Annotated in this window: 26 protein-coding genes, 2 tRNA genes and 1 riboswitch; of the genes, 9 read left to right on the top strand and 19 right to left on the bottom strand. The window is 68.4% G+C overall.

Annotated features, from left to right (window positions below; translation table 11 throughout):
* Nucleotides 1-79: 79 nt before the first annotated feature.
* The gene (locus AADV74_RS03835) at nucleotides 80-808 is read left to right on the top strand and encodes a hypothetical protein (protein ID WP_342112001.1); all 729 of its coding nucleotides are present in this window, start codon (nucleotides 80-82) and stop codon (nucleotides 806-808) included.
* Nucleotides 809-946: 138 nt separating this feature from the next.
* Here the strand turns inward: AADV74_RS03835 and nadE are convergent, their stop codons facing one another.
* Complete coding sequence (gene nadE, locus AADV74_RS03830) at nucleotides 947-1,777, bottom strand: ammonia-dependent NAD(+) synthetase (RefSeq protein ID WP_342111998.1); 831 nt, start codon at nucleotides 1,775-1,777, stop codon at nucleotides 947-949.
* A 34-nt stretch (nucleotides 1,778-1,811) separates the two neighbouring features.
* Nucleotides 1,812-2,222: a BP74-related protein gene (locus tag AADV74_RS03825; protein ID WP_342111995.1), complete on the bottom strand. Its 411-nt coding sequence runs from the start codon at nucleotides 2,220-2,222 to the stop codon at nucleotides 1,812-1,814.
* Between the two features lie 98 nt (nucleotides 2,223-2,320).
* On the opposite strand from AADV74_RS03825, the gene AADV74_RS03820 reads away from it, so the two are divergent.
* Complete coding sequence (locus tag AADV74_RS03820; protein WP_342111993.1) at nucleotides 2,321-3,544, top strand: cation:proton antiporter; 1,224 nt, start codon at nucleotides 2,321-2,323, stop codon at nucleotides 3,542-3,544.
* Between the two features lie 116 nt (nucleotides 3,545-3,660).
* Here the strand turns inward: AADV74_RS03820 and AADV74_RS03815 are convergent.
* Nucleotides 3,661-3,736: transfer RNA gene (locus tag AADV74_RS03815), tRNA-Arg, on the bottom strand.
* Nucleotides 3,737-3,775: 39 nt separating this feature from the next.
* On the bottom strand, nucleotides 3,776-4,036 hold the full coding sequence (locus tag AADV74_RS03810; protein ID WP_342111990.1) for a thioredoxin family protein: 261 nt from the start codon (nucleotides 4,034-4,036) through the stop codon (nucleotides 3,776-3,778).
* A gap of 63 nt (nucleotides 4,037-4,099) precedes the next feature.
* On the opposite strand from AADV74_RS03810, the gene orn reads away from it, so the two are divergent.
* The 5 genes from orn to AADV74_RS03785 all read left to right on the top strand — a co-directional run bounded on the left by orn (nucleotide 4,100) and on the right by AADV74_RS03785 (nucleotide 6,902).
* Complete coding sequence (orn, locus tag AADV74_RS03805) at nucleotides 4,100-4,720, top strand: oligoribonuclease (RefSeq protein ID WP_342111988.1); 621 nt, start codon at nucleotides 4,100-4,102, stop codon at nucleotides 4,718-4,720.
* Between the two features lie 62 nt (nucleotides 4,721-4,782).
* Nucleotides 4,783-4,858, top strand: a tRNA-His gene (locus AADV74_RS03800).
* A gap of 71 nt (nucleotides 4,859-4,929) precedes the next feature.
* On the top strand, nucleotides 4,930-5,232 hold the full coding sequence (locus AADV74_RS03795) for a hypothetical protein (protein ID WP_342111986.1): 303 nt from the start codon (nucleotides 4,930-4,932) through the stop codon (nucleotides 5,230-5,232).
* 12 nt (nucleotides 5,233-5,244) lie between these two features.
* Entirely contained in the window at nucleotides 5,245-5,592 is a 348-nt protein-coding gene (locus AADV74_RS03790; RefSeq protein ID WP_135119817.1) for a metallopeptidase family protein, read from the top strand.
* Nucleotides 5,593-5,648: 56 nt separating this feature from the next.
* Entirely contained in the window at nucleotides 5,649-6,902 is a 1,254-nt protein-coding gene (locus AADV74_RS03785) for a D-alanyl-D-alanine carboxypeptidase family protein (RefSeq protein ID WP_342111981.1), read from the top strand.
* Nucleotides 6,903-6,945: 43 nt separating this feature from the next.
* On the opposite strand, the gene AADV74_RS03780 is transcribed toward AADV74_RS03785, so the two are convergent.
* The 12 genes from AADV74_RS03780 to AADV74_RS03725 all read right to left on the bottom strand — a co-directional run bounded on the left by AADV74_RS03780 (nucleotide 6,946) and on the right by AADV74_RS03725 (nucleotide 17,348).
* Nucleotides 6,946-7,197, bottom strand: coding sequence for a hypothetical protein (locus AADV74_RS03780; RefSeq protein ID WP_342111979.1), 252 nt, complete (start codon nucleotides 7,195-7,197; stop codon nucleotides 6,946-6,948).
* Between the two features lie 18 nt (nucleotides 7,198-7,215).
* Complete coding sequence (locus AADV74_RS03775) at nucleotides 7,216-7,779, bottom strand: nucleoside/nucleotide kinase family protein (RefSeq protein WP_342111977.1); 564 nt, start codon at nucleotides 7,777-7,779, stop codon at nucleotides 7,216-7,218.
* Nucleotides 7,772-8,569, bottom strand: coding sequence for an energy-coupling factor transporter transmembrane component T family protein (locus AADV74_RS03770; RefSeq protein ID WP_342111976.1), 798 nt, complete (start codon nucleotides 8,567-8,569; stop codon nucleotides 7,772-7,774). Before AADV74_RS03770 ends, AADV74_RS03775 begins: the two co-directional genes overlap by 8 nt.
* Nucleotides 8,566-10,056, bottom strand: a complete 1,491-nt coding sequence (locus AADV74_RS03765; protein ID WP_342111974.1) for an ABC transporter ATP-binding protein — start codon at nucleotides 10,054-10,056, stop codon at nucleotides 8,566-8,568. Before AADV74_RS03765 ends, AADV74_RS03770 begins: the two co-directional genes overlap by 4 nt.
* On the bottom strand, nucleotides 10,053-10,718 hold the full coding sequence (locus AADV74_RS03760) for an ECF transporter S component (RefSeq protein WP_342111972.1): 666 nt from the start codon (nucleotides 10,716-10,718) through the stop codon (nucleotides 10,053-10,055). Before AADV74_RS03760 ends, AADV74_RS03765 begins: the two co-directional genes overlap by 4 nt.
* 38 nt (nucleotides 10,719-10,756) lie before the next feature.
* Nucleotides 10,757-10,866: riboswitch (TPP riboswitch) on the bottom strand.
* 71 nt (nucleotides 10,867-10,937) lie between these two features.
* Nucleotides 10,938-11,294 carry a hypothetical protein gene (locus AADV74_RS03755; protein ID WP_342111970.1) on the bottom strand — a complete coding sequence of 119 codons (357 nt, stop codon included), beginning with the start codon at nucleotides 11,292-11,294 and terminating at the stop codon, nucleotides 10,938-10,940.
* A gap of 66 nt (nucleotides 11,295-11,360) precedes the next feature.
* The gene (locus AADV74_RS03750; RefSeq protein WP_342111968.1) at nucleotides 11,361-12,581 is read right to left on the bottom strand and encodes a DNA polymerase IV; all 1,221 of its coding nucleotides are present in this window, start codon (nucleotides 12,579-12,581) and stop codon (nucleotides 11,361-11,363) included.
* A 70-nt stretch (nucleotides 12,582-12,651) separates the two neighbouring features.
* The gene (locus AADV74_RS03745) at nucleotides 12,652-13,281 is read right to left on the bottom strand and encodes a hypothetical protein (RefSeq protein ID WP_342111966.1); all 630 of its coding nucleotides are present in this window, start codon (nucleotides 13,279-13,281) and stop codon (nucleotides 12,652-12,654) included.
* A 64-nt stretch (nucleotides 13,282-13,345) separates the two neighbouring features.
* Nucleotides 13,346-14,146 (bottom strand): ABC transporter permease, encoded by an 801-nt coding sequence (locus AADV74_RS03740; protein WP_342111964.1) that lies wholly within the window; start codon nucleotides 14,144-14,146, stop codon nucleotides 13,346-13,348.
* Nucleotides 14,147-14,159: 13 nt separating this feature from the next.
* Nucleotides 14,160-15,083: an ABC transporter permease gene (locus AADV74_RS03735; RefSeq protein WP_342111962.1), complete on the bottom strand. Its 924-nt coding sequence runs from the start codon at nucleotides 15,081-15,083 to the stop codon at nucleotides 14,160-14,162.
* A 7-nt stretch (nucleotides 15,084-15,090) separates the two neighbouring features.
* Complete coding sequence (locus AADV74_RS03730; RefSeq protein ID WP_342111961.1) at nucleotides 15,091-16,266, bottom strand: ABC transporter substrate-binding protein; 1,176 nt, start codon at nucleotides 16,264-16,266, stop codon at nucleotides 15,091-15,093.
* Nucleotides 16,267-16,313: 47 nt separating this feature from the next.
* Nucleotides 16,314-17,348: an ABC transporter ATP-binding protein gene (locus AADV74_RS03725; RefSeq protein WP_342111959.1), complete on the bottom strand. Its 1,035-nt coding sequence runs from the start codon at nucleotides 17,346-17,348 to the stop codon at nucleotides 16,314-16,316.
* A 98-nt stretch (nucleotides 17,349-17,446) separates the two neighbouring features.
* Between AADV74_RS03725 and AADV74_RS03720 the strand changes: the two genes are divergently transcribed.
* Together AADV74_RS03720 and AADV74_RS03715 are read left to right on the top strand one after the other, a co-directional pair.
* Nucleotides 17,447-18,208, top strand: a complete 762-nt coding sequence (locus AADV74_RS03720) for a FadR/GntR family transcriptional regulator (protein WP_342111957.1) — start codon at nucleotides 17,447-17,449, stop codon at nucleotides 18,206-18,208.
* Nucleotides 18,205-19,029, top strand: a complete 825-nt coding sequence (locus AADV74_RS03715; RefSeq protein WP_342111953.1) for a PDC sensor domain-containing protein — start codon at nucleotides 18,205-18,207, stop codon at nucleotides 19,027-19,029. The genes AADV74_RS03720 and AADV74_RS03715 overlap by 4 nt, the downstream gene beginning before the upstream one ends.
* An 88-nt stretch (nucleotides 19,030-19,117) precedes the next feature.
* Here the strand turns inward: AADV74_RS03715 and gatB are convergent, their stop codons facing one another.
* Genes gatB through gatC form a run of 3 tightly spaced genes read right to left on the bottom strand, consistent with a single transcriptional unit; the run spans nucleotide 19,118 to nucleotide 22,460 of the window.
* Nucleotides 19,118-20,635, bottom strand: coding sequence for an Asp-tRNA(Asn)/Glu-tRNA(Gln) amidotransferase subunit GatB (gene gatB, locus AADV74_RS03710; RefSeq protein WP_342111951.1), 1,518 nt, complete (start codon nucleotides 20,633-20,635; stop codon nucleotides 19,118-19,120).
* Complete coding sequence (gene gatA, locus AADV74_RS03705; protein ID WP_342111948.1) at nucleotides 20,635-22,164, bottom strand: Asp-tRNA(Asn)/Glu-tRNA(Gln) amidotransferase subunit GatA; 1,530 nt, start codon at nucleotides 22,162-22,164, stop codon at nucleotides 20,635-20,637. Before gatA ends, gatB begins: the two co-directional genes overlap by 1 nt.
* A complete protein-coding gene (gene gatC, locus AADV74_RS03700; RefSeq protein WP_055819045.1) occupies nucleotides 22,161-22,460 on the bottom strand; it encodes an Asp-tRNA(Asn)/Glu-tRNA(Gln) amidotransferase subunit GatC in 300 nt (99 codons plus the stop codon). Before gatC ends, gatA begins: the two co-directional genes overlap by 4 nt.
* Nucleotides 22,461-22,494: the final 34 nt, after the last annotated feature.

Raw genomic sequence — 22,494 nt, 5'->3', positions numbered from 1 at the left:
GGCCGGTTGCCGGAGCGCCTTCGGCCACGCCGGGCGGTGATCCCCGGCATCCGTCTCCCTCGCGGGTAAAGTGCGCCACATGCAGTGGATCACGGACTTCTTCAACTGGCTCTTCTCGGACGACGCACGCCCCACGCTCTTCGCAGCCGGAGTGCTCGTCGTCGCCATGGTGCTCTCGGCGCTGCTCGCAGCCTGGGTGGCACGCGCCGCCGTCCGCAGTCTCATCGATCAGCGTGACCGTGAGGTGAAGGCGACGGCCATCGCCGCGCTCATCGACGCCGCCACGGAGTCGTCGGTGTGGAACTCCCTCACGCCGCAGGAGCAGGTGCTCGCGGACCGCGCCGTCGGTGAAGCCGACATCCGCGTACGCATGCTCCCGATCCGCGGCGCCGCCGTGGCCGCGAACTGGGCAGCCCACCAGTTGCACGAGATGAAGCGCGCCTCTGCGACCTTCGGCTACGAGCTCGAGCCCGCTGTCATCGAGTTCCGGGACCGCCTCGTCGACTGGCAGAAGCGCCCGGCCCGCGCTCGCAAGCTGTTCCAGACCGATCTCGACCGCTGGAAGGTCATGAACACCGCCGCCGAGAAGGCCCTGCTCGCCGAGCAGGATGCGTGGGTCGCCGAGCAGCACCACCAGCAGTTCGAGCCGGCTGCAGCCACCACCCCGTACACTCCGGCGATGGCTCCCCTCACTCCGGCATCCGGTGCGTCGACGTCGACCGAGACCCAGCAGCTGCTCGACGACGTCTCCGCCCTCCCGACGAGGCGCAAGGGCGACGACCGCACCGACGTGATCACGACGCCCTAGGCGTCTGGGTCTCACCAACGAGAGAGGGAGAGCAGGCCTCGCGGCCTGCTCTCCCTTTTCTCGTTCGTGGAGTCATCCGACGGCGACTTCGTCCAGCGGTGGGGACGGCCGCGGGTACGGCGGTCGAGCGGGCTGATCTCAGCTCGCGGGCTTCCACCAGGTGTCGAAGGGGCTGACCGGATCACGGCGCTTGTGCTGAGTGGCCAGATAGCGGTTCTCGATCGCCTCGGCGACAGCGTCAGCCACATCATGGCCCTCGAGGAAGTCGTCGATGTCGGTGTAGGAGAGCCCGAGGTTGGCCTCATCGGTCTGACCTGGGTTCTCGTCGAGCAGATCGGCAGTCGGTGCCTTCGAGGAGAGCACTTCAGGTGCGTCGAGATACTGCAGCAGAGCGCGGCCCTGGCGCTTCGACAGCCCCGACAGCGGCAGGATGTCTGCACCACCGTCGCCGAACTTGGTGAAGAAGCCCGTCACGGCCTCGGCGGCGTGATCGGTGCCGACGACGAGGAGTCCGTTCTGGCCGGCGATGGCGTACTGCGCGATCATCCGGGCGCGAGCCTTCACGTTGCCCTTGTTGAAGTCGGAGAGCGGCTCATCGAGGGCGTCGGCGTACTCGGCGGCGAAGGCGTCGGCACTGTCCTGGATGTTGAACTCGGCGCGCTTCTGGGGCCGGATGAAGTCGAGGGCGAGCTGGGCGTCGGCCTCGTCGGCCTGCACCTTGTACGGCAGGCGAACCGCGATGAAGGCGGCATCCGTTCCCCCGGCGGCGAGTTTCTCGACAGCGAGCTGGCACAGCCGCCCGGCCAGAGTCGAGTCCTGCCCGCCGCTGATGCCGAGCACGAACCCTCGCGTACCGGCGCGCCTCGTGTACTCCACGAGGAAGTCGACCCGGCGTTCCACCTCCGCCGCGGGATCGATCGTCGCCTGCACGTTCAGTTCCTGGATGATCTGTGCCTGAAGCTCTCGCATGCTTCGAATCTACTGCGCGCTCGTTTCGGACTCGTTACCCCTCGGGATAGTCCATGGCGATGATCTTCGCGCTCCACGGGCAGTAGGTGTCGCTGGTGAGGGTCTCGTCCTCGACGTAGGAGGGCAGGCCGTCGCAGACCTCGGTGGTGAAATCAGCGAACTCGAGGGTCTTCGGATCGATGTGCCAGTGCCAGCCCGTGTTCACCTCGGGATCGGGTCGCACGATCTTCCCCACGGGAATCGCCGCGAGCTCTTCACCGTCGAAGAGACGCTGCGCATGGTCGATGAGCTCGGGCGTGACCAGCTCGATGCGGAAGGTCTCCTCCACCACCTGGAAGGTGGCGACCGGGCGTCCGGATCCGGCGCGTTCCTCCGCCGCGCATCCTGAGAGGGCGAGCACGGCGAAGACGATGGAGGCCATGGCGAACGCGTTTCTGGGCCGCATCGCCCCAGTGTGGCAGTTCATGGACGGATTCGGGACCCGAGAGTCGGCCTGCCGATATCATCCGAGGGCATGCCCCGCCGGCCGGTCTGGAGAATCCCATGGACGACATCTCGTTGAGCGCGATGGTGCTGGTGCCGGCCGTCGCCGTCGCCGCACCTCTTCTGGGTCGGCTCCTCGGACGGCTCATCCCCGTGCCGCTGGTCGTCTTCGAGATCCTCCTGGGACTCCTGCTGGGCCCCGCGGTGCTCGGCTGGGTCCATCCGGGAGGCTTCCTCGAGGTGCTGTCGCAGTTCGGGCTCGCCATGTTGTTCTTCCTGGCGGGCAACGAGATCGACTTCGCCACGATCAAGGGCCGCCCGATGAGGCGCGCCGCCCTCGGGTGGTTGATCTCCCTCGTGGCCGGCGTACTGATAGGGATCGCCTTGGCACCCACCTTCGGCGCCGGCATCTTCATCGGTGTCGCGCTCACATCGACCGCGCTCGGGACTCTGCTTCCGGTGCTGCGGGATGCCGGCGAGCTGAGGACGCCGTTCGGTATCGCCGTGCTCGCCATCGGGGCCATCGGAGAGTTCGGTCCACTCCTGGCGATCTCGCTGTTCCTCGGCGGCCGGTCGCCCGGGGCCGCGGCCGTCGTTCTGGTCGCGTTCGCCGCGATCGCCGGTCTCGCCATCTGGTTCGCGGCTCGCGGATACGGTCGTCGCCTGCATCGCATCATCGCCTCGACGATCCACACGAGCGGCCAGTTCGCTGTGCGCCTCGTCCTGTTCACGCTGTTCGCCCTGAGCGCCCTCAGCATCATGTTCGGGCTCGACATGCTCCTCGGGGCGTTCGCCGCCGGCATCCTGTACCGCCTGCTGCTCACGGGTGCGCCTGAGAAGGATGCCGAGGCGATCGAGTCCAAGCTCGAGGCCGTCGGCTACGGCTTCCTCGTCCCGGTGTTCTTCATCAACACCGGTCTCACCTTCGACCTGGCCGCGCTCCTCGGCGACACGCGCAATCTGCTTCTGCTTCCGATCTTCCTGCTGCTCTTCCTCGTCGTGCGCGGCCTGCCGAGCGTCATCGCAGCTCCTCCTGGAGCCCCTCGCGCCGACCGGGTCGCCCTCGGGCTCATGGGCGCGACCGCATTGCCCATCATCGTGGCGGTGACCAACATCGGGGTCAGTGAGGGCGATCTGACGACTGGCACCGCAGCATCGCTCGTCGGAGCCGGCCTGCTGAGCGTGCTTCTGTTCCCGCTGCTCGGGTTGGCGTTCCGCAAGCGCTCGCCCGAGTACACCCCGGCAGCCCCGGAGAAGGACGCGTTCATCGCCGAGGAGGGGTGAGGCGAGCGGCTCGGCCCGCGTTGCCATACCGTGATACCGCTCGGCGGAGTCTCGATGCTTTGGCGGAGGTTCCTGCATCCGCCAGAGCATCGAGACTCCGCCGAATCGGATCGTGATGGTGCCCCCGGCAGGAATTGAACCTGCGACCAAGAGATTAGAAGGCTCCTGCTCTATCCGCTGAGCTACGGGGGCGCGATCGTCAACGATACCTCAGCGCCCGCGCGGCGAAGCTCAGAGCGCTTTCGCCGCGGCGACGAGCACCTGCGCGAGGGTGGGCACTCCGACGGCCCTGAAGACCTCGGCGCCGTTCGCTGAACGCACGATCATGGTCGGGGTGGAGCGGATGTCCTCGGCCTCGGCGGCGTCCATGTCGGTGGCGACGTCGTACTCGGCGACCTCGGCATCCGGAACGAGACGCGCGGCCTCGGCGACCACCGCCCTGGTCTGCATACAGGGCTCACAGAAGGCGGATGTGTAGAGCTCGAGCAGCATCGTTCCAGTCTACGGAGCGCCGACGACGGATCGCGTGTCGCCGGGCGCACGTAGACTCGCCTCATGAGCAGTGGTGTAGATCGACTCGTCTGGGTCGACTGTGAGATGACCGGACTCGACCTCGCCGTCGACGAACTCGTGGAGATCGCGATCGTGATCACCGATTACGACCTGCGGCCGCTCGACGAGGGCATCAGCATCGTGATCAAACCCGACGACAGCGCCCTCGAGACGATGGGCGACTTCGTGCGCAACATGCACACCGAGTCCGGGCTCATCGAGGAGATCCCCCACGGTGTGAGCGTTGCAGATGCGGAGTACCAGGCCATCGAGTACGTGCTGAAGCATGTGCCTGCCGACGCCAAGGCGCCCCTGGCCGGCAACAGCATCGGCACCGACCGCACGTTCCTGCACGCCTTCATGCCGCGGCTCGACGCTCAACTGCACTACCGCGTCGTCGACGTGTCATCCATCAAGGAACTCGCCCGCCGCTGGTTCCCCCGCATCTACTTCAACGCTCCCCCGAAGGCGGGTGGGCACCGTGCGCTGGCCGACATCCTGGAGTCCATCCGCGAGCTCGAGTACTACCGACGGGCCATGTTCGTGCCCGATCCCGGACCCACGTCCGAGGACGCGCAGGCGGCTGCGGCATCCGTCGTGTCGGATTTCACCTCCCGGGTGTAATACACTTCTCTAGTTGCCTTTCGCGCAGCGCCGGATCTCCGGAGCTTCTCGGCAGGCGCATGGTGGGTATAGCTCAGTTGGTAGAGCGCCTGGTTGTGGTCCAGGAGGTCGCGGGTTCAAGCCCCGTTACTCACCCCAAGTCGAGAAGGCCCCGGAGAGATCCGGGGCCTTTTCCCATAGCCCCTGGGGCTGTTCGATGGAGGCAGGTCATGGCACATCGCACCAGCACAGCGCGCGCAGTCGACATCGGCATCACTGTGCTGCTGATGCTCGTCTCCGTCGCTCTGGCCGTCGCGTTCTTCTTCGCCGGGCTCCTGTGGGCGCTCGACTCCAGCCCGGCCATGATCGGGTTCGCGCTCGGCGTGTACGGGCCGATCGTGGTCGCGATCGTCGGTGTCGTCGTGGGGATCATCCTGCTGACGCGGGATCGCAGCGGCATCGTCGCACCGTTCGCGGCCATCGTGGCGTCGATCCTGCTGTGGTGGCTCGGCAGCACCCTCGTCGCCGCATGACACGATGAGGGCATGGACCTGAATGCGGAGGAGTTCGAGAAGCTCGTCATCGATGAGCTCGACGAACTGCCCGACGACATGGTCGACGGCCTCGACAACGTGATCTTCGTCGTCGAGGACCGCCCGGAGGACGGCTCCCTCGACCTCCTCGGCCTCTACGACGGCGTCGCCCTCACCGAGCGCGGCCAGTACGGCTTCGGAGAGATGCCCGATCGCATCATCCTGTACCGCGAGCCGCTGCTCGCGATCTGCGAGGACGAGGATGAGCTCCGCGACGAGATCCACATCACCCTCGTTCACGAGATCGCGCATTTCTACGGCATCGACGACGACCGTCTGCACGACCTCGGGTGGGCTTAGGCGCCCACCGAGTGTGGCGGCCGGCCGGCATCGATCCGCCGGGTTAACCTGATGGCATGGACTTCCGCCCCGGCCGCTTCTTCGGCATCCTCATCGGCGTGGTCGTCATACTCGGCATCGGCGTCTACGGCCCGGTGACCCTGCTGGCACCCCTGCCCGCCGTTCACGCCGAGGTTCTGAGCCCCGTCAATCCCGCAGCCGGCGCACAACCCCCGGTGCTTCCGGCCGATGGAGCCAGTGCGGTGATCGCGGTCGGTGAGACCACGCCGTTCGCTGTCGCCGGAACCACGGATGCCGTGCCGATCGCCGGCATCGCGAAGGTGATCGCCGCACTCGTGACCATCGACGAGAAGCCCCTGGCCGTCGGCAAGGCGGGCGACGAGATCACCATCACGACGCCCGACTACGCCGCCTACATCGACTACAGCAAAGAGGGCGCCCGCACGCTCCCCGTCTTCCGCGGTGAGAAGTGGACCGAACAGCAGGTGCTGCAGGCCGTCCTGCTCGGCTCGAGCAACAACCACGCAGACACCCTTGTGCGCTGGGCATTCGGATCGGTCGACGCCTACGTGGAGACGGCGAACACGTGGCTCGCGAAGAACGGCATGGAGAACACCACCGTGGCCGACGCCACCGGCCTCAGCGGAGACACCGTGGGAACTGCATCCGATGCCGCCGTGCTCGGGGCGCTCCTGAGCGAGCAACCGACCCTCCACGACATCCTCTCCAAGCCGGCGACAGCCCTCGTGAATGCCCGGGGGGTGGAGAACACCACGGACTTCTTCTCGGATCTGGGCGTCTTCGGGATCTCGCGCAGCTTCACCGACCCCGCCGGGGTCTGCTATCTGTTCACCAAGACCATCGGCGAGGGCGATGCGGCCGTCACTGTCGCGGGAGCCTTCATCCGCCAGCCCGACTACGAGACCCTGGCTTCGGGTATCGAAGCCTTCGCGGCCAGCGCCGAGGAGAGTGCGGCGCCCGTCGACGTGATCGCGAAGTCGACGGCCTACGTGCACTTCCGTGCACCGTGGGGTGCCCAGGCCGATGGTGTCACCGGCACGGCCGTCACCAGGTCTGCGTGGAAGTCGGGTTCGTCATCGACGAAGGTCGACTTCGAGGGCTTCAGCACGAAGTCCGAGGGTGCCATCGTCGGACACGTGCGCGTCGGCAACGGCGACGCATCCGTGGCGCTGAAGCTCTCGAAGCCCATCCGGGACCCTGGTCTCGGATGGCGCCTCATGAATCCGATCCCGATGGTGAAGTCGCTCATCGAGTCGCAGACCACGGGAACCGAGACCGCGGAGGAGTAGCCCTCCACCGCGGCTCGAGGTCCCGGATCAGACGGTCAGAAGGTCAGAAGGTCTCTTCGTCCGACTCGACGGGGTCGGAATCGCCCGCGTCGAAGCTGTAGCGCACGTGCAGCTGGTCGTTGACCTCGCGCTCCTCGCCGGCGTCGTACCAGAACAGCGACTCGAGCCCGTCGACGGCGGCGACCATGCCGATGCGCTTCTCAGCCGTTCCGCCGATGAGGATGCGGGTCTCGACCTCGCCCTCGAGGGGTCCGTCGGTGAACTCGGCGATGTACGAGACGTCTGGTGTAGTCATCTCTCCAACCTACTCGCCTCAGTCGCTGCGCACTCGCACGTCGGCACGGGTTGACGGATGCTCCCGCTCCACGTAGCGACGCCACTGGGCGTCCCACTCGTCCCAGTGGGCGTCGAAAGCGCCGGCATCGCGATCGAGGGCGCGGGGTTTGCGCACGGCATCCGACGCCTCGATCCAGACCCTGATGGCGACGACGGATGCGGATGTCGTGCTCAGAGTGCCGCACCCCTCCACGATCAGCGGCTGGGACGCCGCCACCTCGTGCCACTCGGCTGGTGCACCGCGTGTCCAGTCCCACCGGCGCCAGCCGCCGTCACGGCTTGCTGCGCGCGGTACGAGCAGATCGGCCGCGACGGCGGCGGACGCCGCATCGAGCCCCGACCACCCGGGGTAGATGCCGTCGAGGCGTACGAGCGCGGGGTTGCCAGCGACATCCGCCCACCCGGCGATGAGGAGGTCGGCGAAGGTCGACTTGCCCGATCCGCTCGGGCCGTCGACGAGGACCGTCGCCGGAGGCTGGGTCGCGGCAACCAGATCCAGCACACGCTCGAGCGCTGCCCTCGGATCGATCCACTCAGGCAAGGACGAAACTCCAGGTGCCAGCCCACACGGCCGCGGCCACGGCCGCGCCGGCGATGACGGCGCCCACCATCACGAGAAGCACCTCACGTGCGCCGAAGGTCGACGGCCGCGCCCAGCTGCGCTCGACGTGGTCGGCACCGAAACCTCGGGCCTCCATCGCCGTCGCGAGCTTGCTGCCGCGTCGCACGGAGATCACAAGCATGGCGAACGCCTGGCCAGCGAACCGACGCACGGCACCGATGGGCCCGCGCGCATCCGCGATGCCCCGCGCACGCCGCGCCAGGCCGAGCGAACGCCAGTCCTCGATGCCGAGGCCGACGAGACGCAAGCCGGCGAGGGCGCCCAGCACGAACCGGGCGGGAAGCCGCACCACCTGGGCGAGACCGTCGGCGAGGTCGGTCGGGTCGGTGGTGGCGAGCAGCACGATGCCCGGCAGTCCGATCGACAGCACGCGCAACATGATGGCGAGGCCGAGACCGAGAGAGCCCTCGGTGACGGTGATGAAGCCCCACTGCCAGAGCACTGCACCGGAGTCGACTCCGTAGAGGACCGTCGTGAGGCCGGCCAAGGGGGCGGCGATCCAGAGTGGAGACGTGCGGAGCCAGAACTGCCGCGCGCTCAGGCCAGCGAATCCGAGCAGCACGAGCTCGAGCGCGAGGGCGACGGCCGCAGACACCACGTCTATCGACAGCAGCAGCACGATGCTGATGAGCAGAGCTGCCGCGAGCTTCGCGACGGGGTTGATGCGCGCCACCATGCTCGGTCTGATGGTGGGCGTCAGGATGCTCATCGCACGACCTCCGCTGTCGAGCCCGAGGTGAACGAGAACTCGGCGTCGGCGATGGCCTCGACCACGTGCTGGTCGTGGGTGACGGCGACGACTGCGGTGCCCTCGTCGAGCAGTTCGGCCAGCAGTGCCATCAGCTCGGTCCACGTGTTCGCGTCCTGGCCGAAGGTGGGCTCGTCGAGCACGAGCAGCTGGGGCGCCGTGGCGAGCACGGTGGCGACCGAGAGCCGCCGCTTCTCCCCGCCCGAGAGCGTGAAGGGATTCGCCTCGGCGAGACGGCTCAACCTGAGGCGCTCGAGCAGCGCGTCGGCCCGCGCTGTGGCCGTGGCCGCGTCGACGCGAAGTGCGCGCGGTCCCACGAGCAGCTCGGCCCGAACCGTCGGTGCGAGGAACTGGTGCTCCGGATCCTGGAACACCGTGCCGATGCGCGGCAGCAGCTCGCGGCTGCGCCAGCGGTGCGGCGAAGGGTCGAGGCCCGCCGCGAGCAGAGGCGACGCGCGGACGGCACCCGAGACCGGCGCCAGGAGGCCGGCGATCGTGAGTGCCGTCGTCGACTTGCCCGAGCCGTTCGCCCCGGTGAGTGCGAGCGCACGACCGGCGGCGATGTCGAAACCGATGTGGCTGGCCGCGACCTCAGGACGGCGGGCTGCGTACGGCGTGCGCCCCACGGCCAGGTCGTCGACGGAGAGAACGGATGCCGCGAGCCCGTGCTCGTGCCGACGCACCGGAGCCCTCGGCGGCCAGCCCGGCACCCACACTCCGGCAGCGGCGAGACGCTCGCCGTGCGCCGTGAGCACGCCGTCGGGCGAGCCGTCGGCCAGCAGCCCGCCGGCCGGATCGAGGACGATCACGCGATCGACGACGGGCAGCCAGACGTCGACGCGGTGCTCGACCACGATGAGCGTGGCTCCCGACCGGGCGATCGACCTGTCGACGGCATCCCGAACCTCACGCACTCCGTCGGGGTCGAGGTTGGCCGTCGGCTCGTCGAGCAGCACGAGGCCGGGCCGCATGGCGAGCACGCCGGCGAGGGCGAGCCGTTGCTTCTGCCCGCCGGAGAGCGCCGACGTCGCCGAACCGAGGGGCAGGTCGAGACCGACCCATTCGAGCGCCTCGCCGACCCGCTGCCAGATCTCGTCGCGAGGAACCCCGAGGTTCTCGCAGCCGAAGGCGACGTCGTCGCCGATGCGAGCCAGCACCAGTTGCGAGTCGGGATCCTGCAGCACGAGTCCGGCTCGGCCACGCCGATCCCGCGGATCGGCGCCGTCGATGGCGAGGCGGCCGAGCTCCTCACCCTCGTCGTCGCCTCCGAGTACCCCGGCCAGTGCCGCGAGCAGTGTGCTCTTGCCCGCGCCCGACGGACCGAGCAGGAGCACCCGCTCCCCCGGCTCGATCACCAGGTCGAGCGCCGAGACGGCGTGCGAGCGGCGACCGGCGTGTCGCCACCCCCACCCGACCGCCGTCACGCGTGCACCGGATGCACTGCTCACAGGGTGGGGGCATCCGCTTCGACTGAACGTGTCTCACGGCCCGCAGCGAATCGACTCAGGGCACCCGTGCGAGCGAGGCCGCGCATCGCGAGCCACGAGAGGAGACCGGCGAGAACGACGCCCGAGACGATGGCCGAGACGAGGTAGACGAGCTTGTACTGCAACTCGAGTGCCGCATAGCTGGTGAAGGTCGTGTCGAGGAGACCGACGGCCACTCCGGCACCGGCACCGGCGAGCAGGGCCACGCCGAGGTTGAAGCTGCGGTAGAGGAAGATCGCGAACACGATCTCGGCTCCGATGCCCTCGACGAGGCCCCAGATGAGCGTGGAGAAGCCCCACTGCGTTCCGATGATCATGGAGACGACGGCCGCCACGAGCTCGGTGTAGATCGCCGCACCCGGCTTGCGGATGACGAGCCCGCCGAGCACTCCGGCGAAGAGCCAGCCACCTGCGAGCAGACCCTCCAGGCCCGGTGTGAAGGCGAGGACGCCCGAGAGCGGAGTCCACGCGAGACCCCAGGCCCAGAAGATGACGCCGGATGCCACGCCGATGACGCTGGCGACGACGATGTCGACGACCCTCCACCGGTAGCGCCCGGATCGAGACGTGCGAGTGGAGGGGGTCGAATCGACGTCGGAGATGGTGCTGTTCGTGTTCTGCACTGTCGTGCCCTTTCGCTTAAGCGGAAAAGAGGGCACGGGAATGAGATGATCTGCCTCCCTGCGCTGGCATGATCCAGATCAGGTTCGACGGTCGAAGGTTGAGAACCTTCCTCTCAGCCCGGCATACCGGACTCCCGTGTTCGAGACCGAGTCTAGACCCACCCGCGCTGCGATGACGTCACGCTGGAGACACGTGACGCGCCACGAGGTGGGAACCCGTCAGTGCTTGAGCGCGCGGATGATCCGGCGCAGCGCCCACCCCGTCACCGCGACGAACGGCACGCCGACGGTGAGCAGGGCGATCGTGTTCGGCTCGAAGCGGGTGGTGCTCCCCCGGCTGATGTACGCGCCGATCGGGATGGAGTATCCGCCGCCGCCGCCGCCGGAGCCGACACCCTTGAGGTTGGCGACCTTGGAATCGCCGGTCGCCTCATCGATGCTGCCACCGCCGAAGCCGTACCAGACGATGGCCACGGGGACGATGGTCGAGCTCCCGAGTTCGACGGGAGACCCATAGGCCGCCTGCACCCCGAAGTCCTTGGCCGAATCAGCGAGCTGTGCAACAAGGTTGGTCATGGGTTTCACGCTACCCCGCACTCCCCCGCCGCGATAGGGCGACGATCGGAATCTGCGCGGTGCGGCTCAGGTTTGCTTCTTGGGGCGCAGCAATGCTGCCGGGCGGATGCTGCCCTTTCCGAACCGCGCCGCCACCTCGTCGATGGTGGTCTCGGCGTCGCGCCAGTCCTCGTCGGGATCCCAGAGGCTGAGGCCGGAGCCGCTCTCGCCCAACTGCTCGACGCGCACTCCGATGAGACGGATGCGCTTGCCTGCAGCACCCAACGCGTGCCACGCGGCTGTGGCCTCCTCGTAGATGCGCCGGCCGACGTCCGTCGGCTCGGCGAGGGTGCGGGACTTGGTCACGGTGCTGAAGTCGGTGTAGCGCAGCTTGAGCACGACCGTGCGCGCCACCAGCCCCGCTGCGCGCAGGCGAGCGGCGGCGTCGTCTGCCTGGTGCAGCATCGCACGACGGATCTCGGCCTCGTCGGTGACGTCGTAGCTGAAGGTGACCTCGCGCCCGATGCTCTTCTCCTCACGGTGGGTCGACACCGAGCGCGGGTCGATGCCGTTGGCCAGCGAGTGCAGCTTGGCCGCGAGTGCATCGCCCAGCGTCGAGCGCAGCACGTCGTACGGCGTGTCTGCGACGTCTCCGACGGTCGCCAGGCCGAGGCGGCGCAGCGACTCCTCCGTGGTCGGTCCGACTCCCCACAGGGCACCGACGGAGAGCGGACGCAGGAACGCCTGCGTCTCGGCCACGGGAACGACCAGCATGCCGTCGGGCTTGGCCCGGCTCGAAGCGACCTTGGCGACGTACTTCGTGCCTGCGACACCCACCGAGCAGGTGAGGCCGGTCTCCGCCTCCACCCGCCGCCGGATCATCTGCGCGATCTCACTCGGCGATCCGTGCACGCGTCTCGCACCGGCGACGTCGAGGAAGGCCTCGTCGATCGAGAGCGGCTCCACCAGCGGGGTGGCGTCCTCGAAGATGGCCAGAACCTGCTTGGAGTACTTCGAGTACAGGTCGTAGCTGCCGGGAAGCACCGTGGCGTTCGGGCAGCGCCGGAGGGCCAGCGACATGGGCATCGCCGAGTTCACGCCGTACCGGCGGGCCTCGTAGTTGGCCGCAGACACCACCGAACGAGGGCCGATACCGCCGACGATGACGGGCGTTCCCCGCAGTTCAGGTCGACTGAGCAGCTCGACGGACGCGAAGAAGGCATCCATGTCGACGTGCAGGATCGTCGCACCGGTGTCGTCGACAGGCGTCGTGTTCACCTGCCGGGAACGGCCGTCCTGCTTGCTCATCACTCACGAGAGTAGCCGCAGCGGCTGACACTCCGGTTGTCGTGCTCCGGATGCCTCCGGTGAACGCGGGTCAGAACCCGAAGTCGCCGCCGCCGAAGTCGCCACCGCCGAAGTCGCCGCCGCCGCCGCCGCCGTCCCAGCCACCGCCGCCGTCGGCGCTCGCCGAGTCTCCGGCATCCGTCGCGCCGCCGGAGTCGCCAGAGCCCGCGTCCGCGCCCGACGCATCCGTGCCGCCGAAGTCGGGCAGGAAGGCGTCGGCGATGGCCGAACCGATCACGAAGCCGGCGACGGTTCCGAGCATGGTGCTCGCGAAGTTGCCGCCGAACATCCCACCGCCGGGGCGCTGGGAGAAGCTGCGCTCGATGGAACCCGGGGAGCGCAGCTCCGACCGCGTTGCGGCCCGCGCCAGCGAGTCGGCCGAGTCCGACTGCGGCGCCTCGCCGGGCGCTGCCGACGCACTCAGCTCCTGGAACACCTGCGCCCGCTGCGCCGGGGTGAGCTTCGCGAAGGCCTCGGCGTGGGCCTGCTCGATGGTCTCGGGCGGAGCCGTGCGGAGCAGGTAGCGGTAGCGCTCGATGGCGATCTCATCTGCCGATCGGGCAGGACCGCCGGCTGGCGCCTGATAGCCCGGCGTGTAGGTGGGACGCTGCTGCGGAGTGTTCGATGGGGTGTTGCCGGTCAGCCAGTCGAGGAAGCCCATGATGCCCGTCCAGTTCGTGAGGAGTGGAGCTCCAGCCTACGGACGCCGGGCTGCGAGATGGCTGTCACTTCAGCGATCGCTCCGAGCCGGCCAGACGCTGCGCGAAGTAGATCGGCAGGATCGACACCAGCACGAGCACCACTGCGATGACGCTCACGATGGGCGCCTGATTCGGCCGGAACATGTTGTCGAGGATGAAGATGGGCAGAGTGGTGACACCGGAGCCTGCCGTGAACGTCGTCACGATGATCTCGTCGAAACTCAAGGCGAACGCGAGGAGGCCACCCGCGAAGAGCGCCGAGCGCAACTGCGGGAAGGTCACCAGCCTGAAGGTGGTCCAGAGTCCCGCCCCGAGATCGGCCGAGGCATCCTCGAAGTTCATGCCGAGTCGGCGGAGTCGTGCGATCACGTTGTTGAACACCGTGACGACGCAGAAGGTGGCGTGCGCGATCACGACGGTCCAGATCGACAGCGGGACGCCCATCATGGTGCGGAAGAAGTTGTTCAGCGCGATACCCGTGATGATGCCGGGCAGCGCGATCGGCAGGATCACGAGCAGGCTGACGGCGTCGCGTCCGAAGAACTCGAACCTCTGCAGCGCCAGCGAGATGAGTGTGCCGAGCACGAGCGCGATGATGGTCGCGACGATGGCGACCTGCACGCTCGTGAGCACGGCGTTCAACGCCCCGGTGCTCTGGAAGGCCTTGCGCCACCACTCCAGGGTGAAGCCCGGTGGCGGCCAGCTGAGGCTCGTGCTCGTCGAGAAGGAGTTCACGAACACCACGAGCAGTGGCACGTAGACCACGGTCAGGACTATTGCCGTGACAGAGCCCAACACGATGCGGGCGGGGCGGGAGAGTCGCATCCGTCTCGCCTTCCTAGAGGTTGTCGAGGGCACCCGTGCGACGCACGAGAGCCAGGTAGCCGAAGATGATGACGATCGGGATGAGAGCGATGGCCGCGGCCAGCGGCAGGTTGTTCGCCGCCCCGACGTTCGTGTAGACGAGGTTGCCCAGCATCTGGTTGGCCCCGCCCACGATGTTCACCGTGATGTAGTCGCCCAGGGAGAGCGAGAAGGCGAAGATCGAACCCGCGATGATCGCCGGCCAGATGATCGGCAGCACGATGAGCCGCAGCGTCGACCAGGTCTTACCGCCCAGATCGCCGGATGCCTCGAGCAGCGAATCCGGAACCCGGTCGAGTCCGGCGTAGATGGGCAGGATCACGTAGGGCAGCCAGAGGTAGGACAGCGTGATGATGACGGCGGGCAGCCCATAGCCCGGGGTGCTGCCCCCGAGCGGCGTGACGAGCCAGTTCAGGATGCCGTCCTGCGAGAGCACGGAACGCCAGGCATAGGCCTTCACGAGGTAGCTGGCCCAGAGGGGCGTGAGCACGGCGATCACGAGGATGCGCTGCATCCGAGGTGAGGCGACCTTCGCCATGAAGAACGCCACGGGAAGGGCGATGACGATGTCGATGACCGTCACCGCGAGGGCGACGCCGACCGTTCGCAGCGTCACCGTTTGGTAGAGCGAACCGGTGACGACCTCGATGATGTTGTCGAGGGTCCAGGTCTGGCTGATCTCGCCCGTGAAGCTGTCGACGCTCCAGAACGCCGTGATGAGCAGGGCGACGAGAGCGACGATGTAGACGAGTCCGAGCCAGACGAGCGGCGCGCTGAGCAGGAGGCCCAGCCTGAGCCGTGGATGCCGGCTGAGGATGGCGGAGCCCTTCCGGGCCGGGGTCGCACGAGGAGGCGCGACCGCGGCCCGGACGGGTGGAGTGGTGCTGGTGGTTGTCACAGACGGATCAGCCCTTGATCTCCTGCCAGGCGCTGGTCCATTCCGAGTAGTCCGTGCAGGTCACGTCGGTGCGCCCATCGACGCAGTCGGCGATCGGCGTGGTCCAGTACCAGATCTGCGATGCGTACTCCTCGTCGCCGGCATGGTACGACTCGCAGTCCGTGCGGAACTCGCAGGCCGCCTGGCTCGAGGGAGCCTCACCGAAGTAGCCCGTCGCCGTGGCGTTGGCCTCGGGGCTGGCGATGTAGTCGAGCCACGCGTACGCGCAGTTCGGGTTCTTCGCCTTCGACGAGATCATCCAGGTGTCGCTCCAGCCCGTCGCGCCCTCCTCGGGAAGGATCGCCTCGGCTGGCGTGCCCTCGGCCAGGGAGTTCTTGATGACCTGCCACGAGGTGCCCACGACGCTGTCGCCGGTCTCGAAGGCCTGGATCTCCTTGAGGTAGTCGGACCAGTACTCGCCGATGTTCGCTCGCTGCTCCTTCAGCAGGTCGACTGAAGCCGCCAGCTGATCCGCGTCGAGCGCGTAGGGGTTCTCGATCCCGAGATCCGGCTGGTGCTTCATGAGGTAGAGCGCGGCATCCGCGATGTAGATCGGGGAATCGTAGGCGGTGACCTTACCCGCGTAGTCGCCGGACTTGTCGAAGACGACGTCCCACGACGTGGGCGCCGGGGTGACCTCCTCCGTGTTGTACATCAGCAGGTTCGCGCCGTAGCCGTGAGGGATGCCGTAGGAGACGCCGTCGACGCTGTTCCACTCGCGCATCTTCAGGAAGTCGTAGATGCCGTCGTAGTTCTCGATGAGGTCGGTGTTGACCGGAGCGACCTCTCCAGCGGCCACGAGACGGAGCGAGGCGTCCCCGGACGCCGACACGACGTCGTAGTCGCCGGTCTTCATCAGGCTGAAGGCCTCGTCGCTCGTTCCGAAGGTCTTCGTGGTGACCTTGCATCCGGTCTCCTCGACGAACGGGGTGACCCAGTCGACTGTCGGGTCGTTCGAGCCGTCCTCGACGTAACCGGGCCAGGCGAGGATCGAGATGGCGCCTTCGGTGTCGCCGAGCTTCGTCGGAGCCTCAGCCTTGGTGTCACCTCCGCCGCTGGTTCCACACGCCGTGAGCAGGAGTGTTGCGGACACGAGAGCGACGCCGGAGATGACGGCCCTCGTCCGCGCTGTGGTGCGCTTCATTGCTTTCTCCTCTTGTTGGGTGGTGCTGCTGTGGGTCTGGACGGGATTCAGGCGATGGATGCCGCGGGCGGTGCGCTCAGGGTGACGACGTCCGAGTCGTTCCACGCGACGTGCACCCGGTCGCCGCGGGCATCGTCGGCCAACCGGGAGCGGTCGTTCTGCTCGAGGACCGTGAGCCGTTGGCCGGAGTCGAGATCGATGATCAGGCGCGTGCTGTTGCCCGAGTAGATGACCTCGGCCACGGTGCCGGCGACGCCGGGAACGGCGACATCCGGAGCCGAGACTGCGAGCTTCTCTGGCCGGATCGAGTGCACGCCGGGGCGCCCGAGCAGGGTCTGCGATGCCGCATCGTCGAGCAGGTTCGACGTGCCGACGAAGGAGGCGACGAACCGGGAGACCGGAGCGTCGTAGATCTCGGATGGCGTGCCGAGCTGCTCGATCCGGCCCTCGTTGAAGACGGCGATGCGGTCGCTGAGGGTGAGCGCCTCGTCCTGGTCGTGCGTCACGAAGATGAAGGTGATGCCGAGGTCGCGCTGGATCTCCTTGAGCTCGACCTGCATCTGCTCGCGCAGCTTGAGGTCGAGGGCGCCGAGGGGCTCGTCGAGCAGCAGCGCCTTCGGCTGCACCACTGTGGCGCGGGCCAGAGCCACGCGCTGGCGCTGGCCGCCGGAGAGCTGCGACGGCTTGCGGTCGGCGAACGAACCGAGCCGCACCTTGTCGAGGGCCTCTCGGGCGCGCTCGGTGCGCTCGCGCCGACCAATGCCCCGCACGCGCAGCCCGTAGGCGACGTTCTCGCCGACGGACATGTGCGGGAACAACGCGTAATCCTGGAAGACGGTGTTGACGTCGCGGTCGAAGGGGGCGGCGTGGGTGACGTCACGGCCGAAGAGCTCGACGGAGCCCCTCGTGGGCTGCTCGAAGCCGGCGATGAGCCGCAGCACCGTGGTCTTGCCAGAACCCGACGGCCCGAGCATGGAGAAGAACTCGCCCTCGACGATGTCGAGATCGACGCCGTTCACGGCGGTCACGCCCCCGAACTCCTTGGTCAATCCGCTCAAGCGGATGGCCGGAACTGCGCTCACCGGTGCCTCCTCGTTCGTCCTGCTTCAAATCATATGGATCCAGATGTCTTAGCGGCGTGCGACATGTTACGGTCGTGTCACAGATTCGGGGGAAGAGGATGCCGCAGTCGATCAGTGGGGGCACGGCGACGCACGCCGCCGTCTTCGCACCGCTCGTCGGCGCCGGTCGCGCGGAGGCCGTCGAGAAGCGGTTGACGGATGCGATCACCCTCGGTGTGCTGCACGACGGCGAGAAGCTCCCGAGCGAGACCGCGTTGGCCCGTCAGTTCGGCGTGGCCGTCGTCACGGCACGCGAGGCGCTCGAGGCTCTGCGCAATCGCGGCCTCGTGACCACGCGACGTGGACGCGACGGTGGCAGCTTCGTCACCTCGGGCGGCATCCGCACGGCCGTCGTGCTCGACGAGCGGCTGCAGGCCCACTCCCGAGCCGAGCTGCGCGACCTCGGAGTGCACTACACGGCGATAGCGGGCATGGCCGCCGAGATCGCCGCGGACAGGTCGAGTCCCGACGACGTCGACGGCCTCGCGACCATCGCTGCATCACTCGACGTCACCTCGGAGGCCGCCGCGCGTCGCGGGGTCGCCCGCTTCCACCTCGAGCTGGCGGCGCTGAGCCAATCCGCACGGCTGGTGCGGGAGGAGATCCGGCTGCAGGCCGAGTTCGGCCCGCTGTTGTGGCTCTGCCTGCGCGAGCAGGACTATCGTGATGCCCACCGCGCCGCTCAGCTCGCGATCGTCGACGCCATCGGCGACGTGCAGCCGGCAGTCGCCCGCCAGCTCATCACCGACGGGATCCAGTCGGCGGTCGACTGGCTGATCGGCGCGAAGGCAGAACTCGAATCGAAGGAACAGACCCCGTGATCGCTCCGACCCTCCCCCACGTCGACGACATCGCCGCCGTGTTCGGGGACGTCTTCGCGCCGATCGCCGACTGGAACGTCGCCTTGACTGCCGCCCTCGGGTCGCCGACCGCGCGCACGCGTCGCCACATCGACGCCGTCGTCGAGGGCCTCGTGCGGCCGGAGCTCGCCCGCGAAGGGTCGCTCGTCGTCGGCGCCGGCTTCGTGGCCGCTCCGGACTTCCTCGCCGATGCCCCCTGGCACCTCGCCTGGTGGCTGGGCCAGGGCAACAGCTTCGGGAGCGATCCGGGGAGCAGCGCGGGGAGCAGCGCCGGCGGACGACGCGCGTCCGGGCGCCATGCCGTGCGGCGGCTCGAGGCCGTCGAGGATCCGGCATCCGACAGCTTCAGAGACCACACCACGCTGGAGTGGTGGCGGGTTCCCGAGCGCACGGGGCACCGCCACATCACCGGGCCGTACGTCGACTACCTGTGCACCGACGACTACACGCTGACGATCACGGATCCCGTGTTCGTCGACGGGACACTCGTCGGGGTGGTCGGTGCCGATGTCTACGTGACCGACGCGGAGCGCGTGCTGCTCCCGGCGCTCCGCCGGCTCGGCGGCGACGCGAGCCTCATCAACGCCTCCGGGCGCATCGTCGTCTCCACCGATCCACGTCTGGCCACGGGTGCTCTCCTGCGGGATCCCGCGGTGACGGATGCCGTGCGCGATGTCGCGCACGGAGCATCGGTGGTGCTGCCGGACGGCCGCCGTGTGACGGCCGTCGGCGACACCTCGCTCGCGGTGATCACGAGCTCCACCGCGGACTCCGCTCGCTGAGGCCGGGGCGCAGCCCGCGGTCGAAGCGCCTCTGGCAGATGCGCTTCGGGCGGTCGCTGCGCTCGGCCCTCACCGAGCGTGAAGTGCGCTAGACCTGCTGCGCCCGCTCCAGCACGAGCTCGCGCACGCGAGCGGCATCCGCCTGGCCCTTCATGGCCTTCATGACCGCCCCGATGACGGCTCCGGCGGCCTGCACCTTGCCGTCGCGGATCTTCGCGAGCACGTCGGGCTGGCCGAGGAGCGCCTCGTCGATGGCGGCGATGAGCGCACCGTCGTCGGAGACGACGGCGAGCCCGCGGGCGTCGACGACCTCCTGCGGAGTTCCCTCACCGGCGATGACGCCCTCGAGCACCTGGCGGGCCAGGCGGTCGGTGAGCGTGCCTGCGTCGACCAGCCTGGCCAGCGCTGCGACATCGGCCGGTGACACCAGGCTCGCGGCATCAGCGTCGGAGGTGTTGGCGATGCGGGCGATCTCGCCGGTCCACCACTTGCGAGCGGCGGCCGGAGTGGCGCCGGCTGCCACGGTCTCGGTGATCTCGGTGAGGAGGCCGGCGTTGTTGATGTCCTGGAACTCCAGGTCGGTGAAGCCCCACTCGGCCTTCAGTCGGCGCCGACGGGCGGCAGGAGGCTCGGGCAGCGCAGAGCGCAGCTCCTCGATCAGCTCGGCCGACGGAACGACGGGCAGCAGGTCGGGCTCGGGGAAGTAGCGGTAGTCGTCGGCGTCGCTCTTCGGCCGGCCGGCGCTGGTCTCGCCGGTGTCCTCGTGCCAGTGCCGCGTCTCCTGCGTGATGCTGCCGCCCTTCGCGAGGATGGCCGCCTGGCGCTGGATCTCGTAGCGCACGGCGCGCTCGACGGAGCGCAGCGAGTTGACGTTCTTCGTCTCGGTGCGTGTTCCGAGAGGGGCGACGGGCTCACCGGCCGCAGCGCGAGGGCGCAGCGAGACGTTGGCGTCGCAGCGCAGGTTGCCGCGCTCCATCTTGGCGTCGGAGATGCCCAGCGACACGACGATGTCGCGGATGGTGGAGACGTAGGCCTTGGCCAGCTCGGGCGAGCTGTGCTCGGCTCCGTAGATGGGCTTGGTCACGATCTCGACCAGCGGAACTCCGGCGCGGTTGTAGTCGACGAGCGAGTACTCGGCACCCTGGATGCGCCCCGTGGAGCCACCGACGTGAGTCAGCTTTCCGGCGTCCTCCTCCATGTGCGCGCGCTCGATCGGCACGCTCACGATGGAGCCGTCGGAGAGCTCGACGTCGACGGAGCCCTCGAAGGCGATGGGCTCGTCGAACTGCGAGATCTGGTAGTTCTTCGGGGTGTCCGGGTAGAAGTAGTTCTTCCGCGCGAAGCGGCTCGACGGCGCGATCTCGCACCCGAGGGCGAGACCGAGGCTGATCGAGTACCGCACGGCCTGCGCGTTGACGACGGGCAGCGAGCCAGGCAGGCCGAGGCAGGTCGGCGTGATGTTCGTGTTCGGCTCGGAGCCGAACACGTTCGGCGCATCCGAGAACATCTTGGTCTTGGTGTTGAGCTCGACATGCACCTCGAAGCCCATGACGGGCTCGAACAGTTCGAGTGCCTTGTCGAAGTCCATCAGTTCTGCGCGGGCCATCAGCGGGCACCTTCCTGGGCGGCGATGAGCTGGGTGAGATCGGGAGCCTGATCGAGCAGGCGACCGCCCCATTCGGCCTCGAGGAGCTTCTCGAGGGCTCCGCCGACGGTGTAGAGACGCTCGTCGGCCCTGGCCGGAGCGACGAACTGGATGCCGACGGGCAGGCCGTCCTCGGTGGCCAGACCGGCGGGCAGCGAGATGCCGGGGACACCGGCGAGGTTGGCCGGGATGGTGGCGATGTCGTTGAGGTACATGGCCATCGGGTCGTCGGACTTCTCGCCGAGCTTGAACGCCGTGGTCGGCGCCGTGGGCGACGCGACCACGTCGACCTGAGCGAATGCGGCGTTGAAGTCGCGCTGCACGAGGGTGCGCACCTTCTGGGCGCTGCCGTAGTAGGCGTCGTAGTACCCGGCCGACAGCGCGTAGGTGCCGAGGATGATGCGACGCTTCACCTCTGCGCCGAAGCCGGCCTCGCGGGTGGCGGCCATCACGTCTTCGACAGTCCCGCCGCCCTCGGGCGTGACCCGCATGCCGAAGCGCACGGAGTCGAACTTCGCCAGGTTGCTGGAGGCCTCGGCGGGCATGATCAGGTAGTACGCCGAGATGGCGTACTCGAAGTTCGGCGTGTTGACCTCGACGATCTCGGCACCGGCCTTCTCGAGCAGCGCGAGCGACTCGTGGAAGCGGTCGAGGACGCCCTGCTGGAAGCCGTCGCCGTCGAGTTGGCGGATGACTCCGATGCGCATGCCGGAGACATCCGCGTTGCGCACGGCCTCGGCCATCGACGGCCAGCGGTCGCGCAGCGACGTCGAATCGTGGTGGTCGTGCTTGCCGATGATGTCGTGCAGCAGAGCGGAGTCGAGCACCGTGCGGCTGACCGGACCGATCTGGTCGAGCGACGACGCCATCGCGATGGCACCGTAGCGGCTGACGGCGCCGTAGGTCGGCTTGACGCCGACGGTTCCGGTGACGTGCGCGGGCTGACGGATGCTGCCACCCGTGTCGCTGCCGAGCGCGATGGGCGCCTCGAAGGCGGCGACGGCCGCGGCCGAGCCACCGCCGGAGCCGCCGGGGATGCGGTCGAGCGCCCACGGGTTGTGGGTCGGACCGTATGCGGAGTGCTCGGTGCTGGACCCCATGGCGAACTCGTCCATGTTGGTCTTGCCGATCGGGATGAGCCCGGCCTCGCGCACGAGCCGCACCGAGGTGGCATCGTAGGGCGGAACCCAACCCTCGAGGATGCGGGACCCTGCTGTCGTGGGCATGTCCGTGGTGACCAGCACGTCCTTGACGGCGATGGGGACTCCGGCGAGGGGGCCGAGCTTCTCGCCCGATCCGCGGCGACGGTCGATCTCGCGGGCGGCGGTGAGGGCGGCATCCGTCGCCACGTGCAGGAAGGCGTTCACGCCACCGTCGACGGCGGCGATACGGTCGAGCGAGGCCTGCGTCGCCTCGACGGCGCTGATCTCGTGCGCAGCGAGGCGCTCCCCGAGCTCGGAGGCGCTCAGGCGGATGATGTCGTCGCTCACTGCTCCTCCCCCAGGATCGCCGAGACGCGGAAGCGCGAACCGTCGTGGTCGGGAGCGCCGGCCAGGGCCTGCTCCACCGTGAGGGTCTCGCCGACGACGTCGTCGCGGAAGACGTTCTCGAGCGGGATCGGGTGGCTCGTGGCCGGTACGTCGGGCGTGGCGACCTCGGTCACCTTGGCGACGGAGTCGACGATCTGGTCGAGTTCCGCGGTGAGGGTCGCGATCTCTTCTGGGCTGAGGTCGATGCGTGCGAGATTCGCGATGTGCGCGACCTGCTCGGCACTGATTCCGGACATGGGTCTCCGTCGGATAGTGGCGTGTGGGTACTCG

Source organism: Leifsonia stereocauli (genome assembly GCF_038432415.1).
Classification (GTDB): Bacteria; Actinomycetota; Actinomycetes; order Actinomycetales; family Microbacteriaceae; genus Orlajensenia; species Orlajensenia stereocauli.
The sequence above is the reverse complement of the archived record's forward strand: the minus strand, read 5'-3'. Positions and strand labels throughout refer to the sequence as shown.

What these genes read in the sequence shown, in the direction of transcription:
- AADV74_RS03835 (WP_342112001.1), top strand. Translation starts at nt 80, where the DNA reads ATGCAGTGGATCACGGACTTCTTCAACTGGCTCTTCTCGGACGACGCA.
- nadE (WP_342111998.1), bottom strand. Translation starts at nt 1,777, where the DNA reads ATGCGAGAGCTTCAGGCACAGATCATCCAGGAACTGAACGTGCAGGCG.
- AADV74_RS03825 (WP_342111995.1), bottom strand. Translation starts at nt 2,222, where the DNA reads ATGCGGCCCAGAAACGCGTTCGCCATGGCCTCCATCGTCTTCGCCGTG.
- AADV74_RS03820 (WP_342111993.1), top strand. Translation starts at nt 2,321, where the DNA reads ATGGACGACATCTCGTTGAGCGCGATGGTGCTGGTGCCGGCCGTCGCC.
- AADV74_RS03810 (WP_342111990.1), bottom strand. Translation starts at nt 4,036, where the DNA reads ATGCTGCTCGAGCTCTACACATCCGCCTTCTGTGAGCCCTGTATGCAG.
- orn (WP_342111988.1), top strand. Translation starts at nt 4,100, where the DNA reads ATGAGCAGTGGTGTAGATCGACTCGTCTGGGTCGACTGTGAGATGACC.
- AADV74_RS03795 (WP_342111986.1), top strand. Translation starts at nt 4,930, where the DNA reads ATGGCACATCGCACCAGCACAGCGCGCGCAGTCGACATCGGCATCACT.
- AADV74_RS03790 (WP_135119817.1), top strand. Translation starts at nt 5,245, where the DNA reads ATGGACCTGAATGCGGAGGAGTTCGAGAAGCTCGTCATCGATGAGCTC.
- AADV74_RS03785 (WP_342111981.1), top strand. Translation starts at nt 5,649, where the DNA reads ATGGACTTCCGCCCCGGCCGCTTCTTCGGCATCCTCATCGGCGTGGTC.
- AADV74_RS03780 (WP_342111979.1), bottom strand. Translation starts at nt 7,197, where the DNA reads ATGACTACACCAGACGTCTCGTACATCGCCGAGTTCACCGACGGACCC.
- AADV74_RS03770 (WP_342111976.1), bottom strand. Translation starts at nt 8,569, where the DNA reads ATGAGCATCCTGACGCCCACCATCAGACCGAGCATGGTGGCGCGCATC.
- AADV74_RS03755 (WP_342111970.1), bottom strand. Translation starts at nt 11,294, where the DNA reads ATGACCAACCTTGTTGCACAGCTCGCTGATTCGGCCAAGGACTTCGGG.
- AADV74_RS03750 (WP_342111968.1), bottom strand. Translation starts at nt 12,581, where the DNA reads ATGAGCAAGCAGGACGGCCGTTCCCGGCAGGTGAACACGACGCCTGTC.
- AADV74_RS03745 (WP_342111966.1), bottom strand. Translation starts at nt 13,281, where the DNA reads ATGGGCTTCCTCGACTGGCTGACCGGCAACACCCCATCGAACACTCCG.
- AADV74_RS03740 (WP_342111964.1), bottom strand. Translation starts at nt 14,146, where the DNA reads ATGCGACTCTCCCGCCCCGCCCGCATCGTGTTGGGCTCTGTCACGGCA.
- AADV74_RS03730 (WP_342111961.1), bottom strand. Translation starts at nt 16,266, where the DNA reads ATGAAGCGCACCACAGCGCGGACGAGGGCCGTCATCTCCGGCGTCGCT.
- AADV74_RS03720 (WP_342111957.1), top strand. Translation starts at nt 17,447, where the DNA reads ATGCCGCAGTCGATCAGTGGGGGCACGGCGACGCACGCCGCCGTCTTC.
- gatB (WP_342111951.1), bottom strand. Translation starts at nt 20,635, where the DNA reads ATGGCCCGCGCAGAACTGATGGACTTCGACAAGGCACTCGAACTGTTC.
- gatC (WP_055819045.1), bottom strand. Translation starts at nt 22,460, where the DNA reads ATGTCCGGAATCAGTGCCGAGCAGGTCGCGCACATCGCGAATCTCGCA.